This is a genomic window from Moorena producens 3L (genome assembly GCF_000211815.1).
In the GTDB taxonomy this organism is placed as follows: domain Bacteria; phylum Cyanobacteriota; class Cyanobacteriia; order Cyanobacteriales; family Coleofasciculaceae; genus Moorena; species Moorena producens.
Genome location: NZ_GL890915.1, coordinates 1 through 2,661, shown reverse-complemented (window position 1 = coordinate 2,661; position 2,661 = coordinate 1). Strand labels below are relative to the sequence as shown.

Below are 2,661 nucleotides of genomic sequence, written 5' to 3'. Positions count from 1 at the left end.
GTCTGCATCAGCAGCGGTCGCATTGATAACCACATTCGACCCTTCTGAGAAGTCGGCGTTGTTTGCAGGGCTTGTGATGCTTACAGTTGGTGCTTGATTTGAAGCGCCTACGTTCGTAGCAGTGCCGCCATTTAGGATAGGATGCGATTGTGTACCTGAAGGAGTGATTCCTCCTCCAAATGACATACCGAACGAATCCCAGAGTTGCTGATTAGTGGCATCTGCAAAGGATTGGTTACCTGACGTACCAGGCTCCGTTCTTGGCAATGAGACCGGTGTTCTGCGTTCAGGAAAAATGTCATCATTGCTGTAAGTCAATGGTGTCAGGAAGTTAGAGTTTGGGACTGGTTTGTGACTTGCCGCTTGTTCATCATAATAGACTTTTGAGTTATTGAATGGCCCAAAATTCAAAATGATTTCATCGGGTAACATAAAATAGACACTTTGTTTAATGCCTGTGCCAATTCCATCAGCATGCCAGATCGCAAATGCGTCCTGAGCAGCATTGTTCAATAGAAATTGTGGATCCAGTACTATATTCTGATTTGAATTGTTAAACTGAATGTTCCCTTCTATACGAATGGTTCTCCAGGGAGTGGTTTTCCAAGTACCTGTAGGCAAAGGATTAAATCCATTATCACTGGTATTCGTGATCACATCAGGTCTTTCCCACCAACTTTTCAGCCAGTTTACTTCACGAATTTTTATATCTATGCCTGAATTATTAAATGTGCCGCCATTGACAGTTGTATTCGCGTTGATTGGCAAATTCAGCGCCTGAGCCTGCCCATTGAAGCCCTCAATCGTGTTATTTTCAATTAACCACGTTCTTGTGTTATGATAGTGGTCCAGATCCATTCCTAAAACGGCAGGTTCTACTTCCAGAACGGCTTGTTGCCAGCTTGGAAGACCTGTTACATTCCAAGGTGCGTTACTTGTACTTGTTCCATGTCCATACACTTTGTTGTTCTTCAACGTCACCTGTGTAGAGTGATTAAAGCCGATTCCGACGCGTTTCATGCTCCATAACGTGGTATTTTCAATCACCAGATTCATGGTATTGCGGTAGATATCAGGTGTTAGGTTATATTCTGCATCTCCGGTGTTTCCATTTTCGTGAAATTCGGTCATGACATAATAACCGTGAACTCCTCTTGCCATGCTATAGGCGATGTTATTCCTAAAAGGCCTTGGGAAGAGATACCAGACGTCATACTTCCAGTTACTATTAGCAGCCTTATGCGCCTTCAGTGCAGAGTTGAGCGTGGGATTCAAACTGGATGGCATGAACATATCGATGTGTTCCTCCAGGTTTGGTCTCCCCAAATTAGGTTCATATAATCCTTCAGTCCAATAAACGTAAGCATGACCTGAGGATCCTGAAACCACATTTCCTTCAATAGTAACTGCCGCACTGTGGAACCAAAAGCCATCCCCTTGCCAGGCGAAATCAGAATTTTGCTCCCGGGCGTCAGCAAGGGCTTCAGTTCTGCCAAATTCGGTACTTACTCCCTCACTCGGCCGACCAAGATCCATCGGTAATGTGGGATTTACCGTGCGTATAGCTATGTTTTCTTGAAAACTGCCTAATTCATCTCCTGCTTCTGTGCAGAACGCAGAACCTTTAACATCATAAGCAACATTTCTAATGAAGTTCACATGAGAGGAATGGCTGACAAACCCCCACCCCGGATCGTTATTGACCACACATCCTTCTACGGTTGCCGCAGGTGGAGTAGCTGTGTAATTCGGATTGGATTTATCAAACTGAATGGACCTGTGGAAGTGGATGGAATAGCGCCCTCTTGGATTTCGGCCTGCTCCCGTTGGATAGGGTCCTTCTCTAGCGGCCTCATCTTCAGGCACTGACCAGTCATCTAACTCGATCGTTTTGTCAGTTCTTCCTGTATTTTCCGTCTCTATGTATTGGAGTACGACATCAGCATTATGCATGAACATCATGTGCCCCCTGGGCTTTCCGTAACCGTTCGTGCCACTTTTCGCAGATACACCGGGATCTTCAGAGGAAATAATGATGTTTCTGGTATTGTTGGAGACATGAACATCTACAAGCCCTGCAATTTGTGAAGGCGGTGTGTGGTTTTTGGTTAAGGCACTTGACAAAGTAACCGTACTCCCTGAGATGCTGCCAATTGATACTAACTCATCTCCAGTGTAACTAGCGTCATCCGTACCGGCGATTACCAGGTCGTCTCCAACTCTCCACCCTGTAGGTGTGGTTGCCAGGGACAATTGAGTAGCACCTGCCGATGGTTTAACAGCGAGGGTAGTCCAATTAGTTTTTTCCGCACCATACATGCGAACCTGCCCCATCAGAACGGCCCCCGGCACAAATCGGTCAGGATCTTGGGACTGACTGGTACCATTTTGCCAGGCAAAAGTCAGTTTCGCCGTTCGATTAGCATCAATTGCATCCGATGAGCTTCCTATATGGAAGAAACTACCCATTTGACTGACCAGGTATTCTGTCCTTAGCTCAGTGTTTACCCCGTCAGCGTAATTGAGTGTTCCATTCGGTGCTATTCGTACAGACTTATAATCTGTATTGATAACACCATCCACGGTCACGACGTGACCCGCATTAATCAGGACTCGAGCATTGGTACCGGGAACTTGCCCGCCAACCCAGGTAGATCCTGA

1 protein-coding gene is annotated in these 2,661 nt (G+C 46.0%); it reads right to left on the bottom strand.

Features of this window, described 5'->3' with window-relative positions:
- The coding region (locus LYNGBM3L_RS46525) for a G8 domain-containing protein (protein ID WP_008184477.1) at positions 1-2,661 on the bottom strand (2,661 nt) is incomplete at both ends.